The organism is Tsukamurella soli (genome assembly GCF_039541155.1).
In the GTDB taxonomy this organism is placed as follows: domain Bacteria; phylum Actinomycetota; class Actinomycetes; order Mycobacteriales; family Mycobacteriaceae; genus Tsukamurella; species Tsukamurella soli.
Genome location: NZ_BAABFR010000165.1, coordinates 1 through 7,172 on the forward strand (window position 1 = coordinate 1; position 7,172 = coordinate 7,172).

The following is a 7,172-nucleotide window of genomic DNA, read 5'->3' on the forward strand; positions in this document are numbered from 1 at the left end:
AGACCCCCACCCCCGACCCCGTCCCGCATCACGCCCCGCTCGCCGAGCCGACCCCATCCACCGCCGTGACACAGACCGTGATGCAGCCGCATCACGCTGCATCAGCCCCCGTGACCAGCGTAGATCCGGCCGTGGCCCCGGTGCCCGCGGTGCAGGCGGTGGGGGACGGCGGGGTGCGTGATGCAGGGGACGCTGGCGGTGATGCAGGGGGCGGCGCGGGTGCATCACCGCGTGACGCGCTGGTGCTCCACCTGGCCAGCGCGGGGGCCAGCAGCCGGCAGATCGCCGAGCAGGTCGGAGTGAGTCCGAGCACCGTGCAGCGGATCGTTCGGGCGCAGACCGCGGGGTGATGCAGGCCGGCCGACCCGGTGCGGCGTCTCCCGGGGTGCTGGCTCCGGGTCAGTCGGACGTCGAGAGAACGCCGACTCACTTCTGCAGGCTCGACAACCAAACGGGACGACAGTACCGTTCTCTGAAATAGAGAATGGGACAGTGGGTTTCAGGTCGCGACACGCCGAAGCGCATACGCGCGCCGGGCTTGACAGCCGCTTGAGGCGCACCTACTACTGGACACGACAGAGCACCACACGACACGACGGGAGGAGGAGGCATGGAGGAGTTGGACGTCGAAGGCGTCGCCGCCGAGATGGGCGTGTGCGCCGAGACGGTGCGCCGACTGATCCGCACCGGCCGCCTGCGCGCGATGCGCGCCGGAACGCGGGGCTACCGGATCCGGCCCGAGTGGATCCGGGACTACCGCAACAGCACGATCACCGCCTGAAAACGGCAGAAGCCGGGGCTCCTACACCCCGGCCTCAGATGCCACCATGCCCCTACGAAAGGCTTGACGTGACCACTGTAACTTCCGCTCCACCCCCTGCCCAGCTCGGCGCGTCGTCCGCGCCGAGCTGGTGGGACATCGCCGGCGCGTCCATGTGGCGGAGCACGACCGCCGCCTGCGGCTGCGGCTGGTGGGAGCACCTCGCCCATGGCCACGGCGCGGCGCTGCATGACGGCGGGGTCTGCGTGCACGGGCTGGCCTGCGCGAGCCTGGACATCGGCCTGGCCCGCGCGCTGGATGTCCACGTACCCGACCGTGCGAGCCACGTGGACCTGACCCCCGCCGACAAACGCACGGACGCCGACCTCTTCTGGCGCCCCCATCCCTGGGAGGCGTACGTCGGCGGCACATCAGTGCCCGACGGCGAGCCGGTCGCGACGTTGGCGCACGCGGACGCGGTCCGGGAGCTGCGCGCGGCGGTCGCGGGGGCACGCCGGTGACCCAGATCAGCGCGGCGGACGCCGCGGTCCTGGCTGCAGGCGGCATCGTCGGGCGCGCGGCGGTGGACATCACGGTGAGGGTGCTGATGCGGCACGCCGGCCTGACCGCGGCGGATGTTCCGCCTGCCGCCGGGTACACCGACGGCCGCGTGATAACCCTCGCTGAGGTGCAGGCCGAGATCGAGCGCCGCGGCCTGGTGGTGCAGGTCCCCACTCCCCTCGCCGCGCCGACCGCGGGGGAGGCCGCCGCCTACGTCGTGCCGATGCTGCGCCTCGGAGCGCACCTGATGCGGCTGCACGCGGGCTCGAAGCGGCCGGTCGAGTCCGACTGGTCCAACGCGGCGGCGTTGACCGGTGCACAGGCCGTGGAGTGGCTCGCCAGCGGCGGGAACCTCGGCGTGAACCTCGGCCGCAGCCGGTTCATCGTGCTGGACGCCGAGCAGGCCGCGGCGACCGGCGGCCTGATGGCCGCAGGTTTCTCGCCGACCGTGATCACCGCGAAGTCACAGGACCCGACCAGCCCGAAGCGCGGGGGATCGCACGCGTGGCTGGCCGTTCCCGCCGGCGACGTCGGCGACCAGCTGCGTAGCGTGCTGCAGGTACCGCTCGCTGGAGGCGAGGTGGACGCTCTCGCGGGCGTCCGCTTCGCCGTAGCCCCCGGCAGTCGCCTCTACGAGGCCCCTGGATACCGCTATGAGTTCGCCGGTGGTGGAGCGCTGGTTGATCCGGCACGCTGGTTCATCGCGCCGGACTGGCTGTTCGAGCGGGATGCGCAGGCGCCGACCACGGCGGCCTCCCTACGCGGGGTGCTCGCACCGCGCCCCCGACGGGACAGATTGCCGGATCCGAACGCCGACCGCATCACGGGCGCCGTCGACGAGGTCGCGTGGGACGAGTGGCTCGACGGTGATCCGCGGATCAGCATGATCGGGGTGGACAGCTCGTGCGGCTGCGATGTGTTCCACTGGTCCGCGTCGGATACGCCTCGCTCGGGCATCCTGCACGATGGCTGCGCGATCGGCAGCGGCGTGCACGTCTTCTCCGGCACGCTTATCGCGGGTTGGGGCAGGGAGCACGGGTCACGGCTGCAGTTCGCGGCATGGCTCCGCGGGGTTCCTGAGGTGGAGCTCGCGGCCCAGTTCGGCATCGAGCTCCGGCAGCCGCTGACCGCCGTGCCGGTGCCAGCCGGGTTCGCGTATCAGGAGGAACCTGCGGCGCCCGCCGGGGCGGTCACTGTGGGCACCGTGACGGCGGCGCCGGCCGAGGTGCCACCCACGGACGCCGCGCTCGACCCCGCGGGGTCGAGCGCGAACGTGACGGTGACCGATGCGGAACTGGAGCAGGTGCGCCGGCTCCGCGCTGAGATCGGGCAGCGTGAGCGGAGGCTGGCGACGATGACGCCCGGCCTCGCCCGGGCCGACCGGTGGGCTCGCTGCACGGGCGTGTACCTCCATGGGCTGGTCACCGCGCTGATTCCCCGCAGCATTGCGCTGGTGCCGCCGAACGTCGTGCTGCCGTCCCGGCAGGGGCTGACGATCTCGAAGGTGATGGGCACCTCGGTGAACGCGTTCGCAATCCTCGCTGGACCGTCCGCGGCGGGCAAAACGGTGACGATGGGCACGGCCCACGCCGCGATTCCCGTGAAGGGAATCGGCATGATCACCGTCGCGGACGGCACCGCGGAGGGTATCTGCCGCGCCGCACGCAACACAGAGCGGCGCACCGTGGAGATCACCGCGACTACAGTGCTAGTCGAGGCCGACGAGTTCGACACCGTGGCTGAGGAGATGGGTCGAACCGGCTCGAAGCTCGACGGGTTCACGCGCAAGGTCTGGGTCGGCGTCGAGGCCGGGTCGACAGCGAGCGACAAGAAGAAGAACGCCCCGTTGCCCGCGCACTCCACCCGCGTGTGCATGATCTACGGTGCGCAGCCCGGCGCGGTGGCACCGCTCGTCGCGCAGGCCGGACGCGGCACCCCCCAGCGGTTCGACTTCGGGCTCGCCGGCGTGGTGCACTCCCGGGACCGCGATCCGCTGTACGGCACCGTCCCGGGCGTGGCGATCCTGGAGAACCAGGCCCGGCTCCCGTGGTGGACGCCGACCGGTCTCCCACCGGGGTACAAGCCGCCCGAGCCGGACGAGGACGGCGTCACGACGACTGAGAGCGGGCTGCCCGGGTACGACGACGCCGAGCCGATCTGGGTCGGCGTGCCGCCGATCGTGCAGGAGATCATCGACGCCGAGGGCGACCGTGCCGCGGAGCGGGCCGCCGACTGGGAACGCGCCCGTCTCGAAGACGAGGCCGGGATCAGCGGACACAACGTCATGCTGCAGGAGAAGCTCGCGTTCGGCCTCGCGACCTGGGACGGCGAGTGGAACATCGCGATGGAGCACTGGGACGCCGCGGGGCTCCTGCTGGAGATGCGGCAGCTCGTGTACGACGCATCCGTCATCGAGGCGAAGATCGAGCGGGGGAAGGTCAAGCACGGTGAGGGGCACGACCGAGGGGTCGTGCAGTCCGCTGCACGCGCCGCCGAAGCCGAGACCACCGATCGAGTGCTGCGGTCCACGTGCGATCGCATCCTCAACCTGATCGACGCGGCACGTGAAGAGCCGACCGCCGCGAAGGTGCGGAAGGCGGTACTCAAGGGCAACCCCCGACTTTTCGGAGCCGCCGGGACCGTCAACACGGCGTACCTCGCGGCGTCGCTCTCCGCTCCTCAGCGGGGTTACGCCGGCGCCGCGCTGGGCCATCTGAGGAGCCAGGGTCTGATCACGGACGGCACCGAGGTGCAGCGACGCGCCGCGACGGCGCCGCTGTCGGTGGTGCCGCCCATCGGGAGCAGCACACCGGCTGCATAGCAGCAGAACCCGCACACCGACCTGGTAACTGCCACTACATCGCCACTGCCACCACACAAAAAGGCCGTCTACCTGCACTTTCGAATGTAGTGGCAGTAGTGGCTACCACTACCACCACCGCCGCGCCCCGCCGCCCTCGCGGGAAGGCAAGGGCATGATTCATTATATTTAACTTCCCCGACGGGCGACGTGAAGGAAGACCCACCCAGCCGTGGGAATGGCGGCGCGCGCGAGCGCAAGCACGGGGCGCACGGTAGTGGCTGCCACTACTGCCACTACTCGTGAACGTGCAGGTAGACGGCCCGTCTTGGGTGGTGGCAGTGGCGATGTAGTGGCAGTTACGCGAGCCATCACCGTCGTGCGGTATCGCGAACCTCCGCCACAGACTGGTCCGCCGTCCGCCCCGCCCCCGCCGAGCAGGCACGGCCGCCGGGTTCGGCCCGGGGTGGTGGCCGAGACGGGAGGTGGGTGGATAATCACGAGCATGGCTACCGAGACCGCCGCCCGTCTGCGCGAGCTCCCGGTATTGACCGGCACCGCCCCCGACTCCTCACTCACCGGGTGGTCCCCCGACCCGGCGCCACAGTTTCTCCGATGGCTCGATGCAGCGGTCGCCGCGGAGCTCCCTGAACCGCATGTCGCAGTCCTCTCCACGGTGGACGCCGACGGCGTTCCGGACGCGCGTGCGCTGATCGTCAAGGATGTCGACGAGCGTGGGTGGGCGTTCGCCGGCCCGGCTTCGAGCGCCAAGGGCACGCAGCTGGTGGTGAACCCTGCGGCCGCGCTGACGATCTGGTGGCAGCCGTTGGTGCGGTCGATCCGGGTGCGCGGTCGCGTGGTCGAGGCGACGCCGGAGGAGAGCGCGGCCGACCTCGCAGCGCGGAGCGCGGCGGCGCGGGCCGACGTGGCTGCCGGTGACTGGCGACTGTGGCGCGTGATCCCTGATCGCGTGGAGTTCTGGCAGGGGTCGGCGGACCGCCGTCACATCCGCGTCGTGTACTCACGCGGAGCAGACGCCGGGTGGTCGGTGTCCGCATCAGCAGGCGGCGACTCGATCCGACTCGGCTGATCGCCTCGCTCCCGCGCCCGCCGAGGGACACGACACCGAGGCAGGCACGGTCGCGGGGGTTCGGCCCGAGCGAGGTTACGGACGCCCGTGACCTGGCGCGCCCGCCACGCCTGGCGGGGCGCCCCAGCACCCACCCCCGCCGAGCCGGCACAGCCGCGGGGTGGTGGACAAGGCTTCAGTCTGGTCGGCTCGCGAGCGTCACCTGGACATTCTCGATGTCCATCAACCACGCGAGAGTCTCCGAGGACCGCCACCCCACGAGGTCGACGACCGCCTCGAACACTGCGTCGAGATCGAACCGCGCCGGATCGCAGATCGGCTCGTGGTGGCCCATCCGGTTCCGGAGAACCCTGATCCTCTCGAATCGGTGGTAGATGTTCTTGCGGTGCTCCTGGTAACTCACGCCAGCCGGCAGATGGGGGAAGACGTCAGTCAGGTGATGGGACCAGATGTCACGGTCGTGACGGGCGGTGAACATCTGCTCCCAGAACTTCATCTTCACTTCGGGGATCACCTTGCCGGGCGTGTCGTACCGCCCGGCGATCGCCTTGATGTCGCGCCGAGGGCTGTACACCGACGATCGAGACGGGTTCGGGAGTCGGCTGTGGAAGGCGGCGTCGTGGGTCCACCGGTGCCCGTGGACTTCGGTGACGGCGTCGCTCACCGCGTTGCGGACAGCGACTTCCATGATGTGGGTGACAGGCCACAGTGCAGCTGCGATCTCGATGTTCCACCGATACAGACGCAGTGCGGCCTGCGCGGCCCCCTCGCCTGTCTTGGGCGTGACCCTAGGCGGAGCGTAGGAGCTGAGGCGACCCGCGGACAGGCACCGCTCGATCTCGGTAGCGGCAGCCTCGGTCGTTGTGTAATCCCCCTCAGTCACGTACCGTATCTAGCACAGAGCCTTTGAGGATCGTGGGTGAAATCCCCCCTCTCGGACAAAACGAACTGGTGAGACCCCGGGACTTCGGTTCCGGGGTCTCACTGCATCCAGTGGCCGATCCGGAACACCAGGAGGAGCGCCGTGCCCGGTCCCGTCCCCGCCCGCACCGCCGAGCAACGCGCCGCCGCCCAGGCGCGGGCCGTCGCGGTCCGCGCCGCACGCGCGCAGCTCAAAGCCGGACTGAAGAACGGCAGCACCAGCCTCGCGGCCGTGCTCGACCGCACCGACGACCCGGTGGTCGGGAAGATGAAGGTCACGGCGCTGCTGGAAGCCCTGCCTAGGGTCGGCAAGACGACCGCGGCCGACCTCATGTTCGACCTGCAGATCGCCCCCAGTCGCCGGGTCGGAGGTCTCGGCTCGCGGCAGCGCGCGGACCTGCTGCAGCGATTCCCCGCCTGAACTTCTCGTTGCGTACTGCGGCTCACGCCACATACCAGCCGCCCCGAGCCCGCCTACTTCGCCGGCTTCAGCTTCGGGGGTGCGCCGGGGTGGTCGCGGTCGATGAACAGGGTCCGTCCGTAGGTGGTGATGGAGTTCTCGCCGAGCGGGGTGCTGATGACGGCGGTGGCGTAGGAGCGGATCTGCGCCCCGCCGAGGCATCCGTCGACGGACACCCGGGTCTCCCTGGCGACGACGTAGCCGTCCCGCCCGGACAGCGGTTTGGTGGCGATCGGGAAGTCGCGGGTCGTGCCGGGACCGATGTCACCGGTCAGCGACCCACCGGTGGTGACGGTGTCCGCGGCGGTCGCGGACAGGCCGGGGGTGATCGACAGGCTCCCGGACCCGCCGCCCTGCCCGCCGGTGGAGCCGCCGCTGCCGTTACCGGACACGGTGCCGGTGCCCTGGATAGAGGGCGTGACCGAGCCCTCCACGGCGTTGCTGAGGTTGCCGTTGATCTGCAGCGACTGCGGGGTGGCCGCGCAGCCCAGTTCGACACCGATGGTGACCGCCGCACCGGTCACCGGGATGGTCGGCGGATGCTTCTTGTCGGCGGGGGTGATGATCGCCTCCCCGGCCA

General features: G+C 70.6%; 8 protein-coding genes. 6 read left to right on the forward strand and 2 right to left on the reverse strand.

All coding sequences use genetic code 11. The features are described 5' to 3' along the window. From ABD908_RS25980 to ABD908_RS26000, 5 genes are all read left to right on the forward strand, one after another. Window positions 1-350, forward strand: a 350-nt coding sequence (locus ABD908_RS25980; protein WP_345001558.1) for a helix-turn-helix domain-containing protein, incomplete at its 5' end; no start/stop codon positions are given. 260 nt (window positions 351-610) lie between these two features. Beyond that, window positions 611-781 (forward strand): helix-turn-helix domain-containing protein, encoded by a 171-nt coding sequence (locus ABD908_RS25985; RefSeq protein ID WP_345001560.1) that lies wholly within the window; start codon window positions 611-613, stop codon window positions 779-781. 68 nt (window positions 782-849) lie between these two features. Beyond that, complete coding sequence (locus tag ABD908_RS25990; protein WP_345001562.1) at window positions 850-1,281, forward strand: hypothetical protein; 432 nt, start codon at window positions 850-852, stop codon at window positions 1,279-1,281. Beyond that, window positions 1,278-4,142, forward strand: coding sequence for a bifunctional DNA primase/polymerase (locus tag ABD908_RS25995; protein ID WP_345001564.1), 2,865 nt, complete (start codon window positions 1,278-1,280; stop codon window positions 4,140-4,142). Before ABD908_RS25990 ends, ABD908_RS25995 begins: the two co-directional genes overlap by 4 nt. 484 nt (window positions 4,143-4,626) lie before the next feature. Next, complete coding sequence (locus ABD908_RS26000; protein WP_345001566.1) at window positions 4,627-5,211, forward strand: pyridoxine/pyridoxamine 5'-phosphate oxidase; 585 nt, start codon at window positions 4,627-4,629, stop codon at window positions 5,209-5,211. 175 nt (window positions 5,212-5,386) lie between these two features. On the opposite strand, the gene ABD908_RS26005 is transcribed toward ABD908_RS26000, so the two are convergent. Next, window positions 5,387-6,094, reverse strand: coding sequence for a hypothetical protein (locus tag ABD908_RS26005; RefSeq protein WP_345001569.1), 708 nt, complete (start codon window positions 6,092-6,094; stop codon window positions 5,387-5,389). Between the two features lie 141 nt (window positions 6,095-6,235). Between ABD908_RS26005 and mihF the strand changes: the two genes are divergently transcribed. Next, window positions 6,236-6,553: an integration host factor, actinobacterial type gene (gene mihF / locus ABD908_RS26010; protein ID WP_345001571.1), complete on the forward strand. Its 318-nt coding sequence runs from the start codon at window positions 6,236-6,238 to the stop codon at window positions 6,551-6,553. A 53-nt stretch (window positions 6,554-6,606) separates the two neighbouring features. Here the strand turns inward: mihF and ABD908_RS26015 are convergent. Continuing rightward, window positions 6,607-7,172: MspA family porin (locus ABD908_RS26015; protein WP_345001573.1), on the reverse strand; the 566-nt coding region annotated here is incomplete at its 5' end.

Coding starts and splice junctions, on each gene's coding strand:
- ABD908_RS25985 (WP_345001560.1), top strand. CDS start 611: ATGGAGGAGTTGGACGTCGAAGGCGTCGCCGCCGAGATGGGCGTGTGC.
- ABD908_RS26000 (WP_345001566.1), top strand. CDS start 4,627: ATGGCTACCGAGACCGCCGCCCGTCTGCGCGAGCTCCCGGTATTGACC.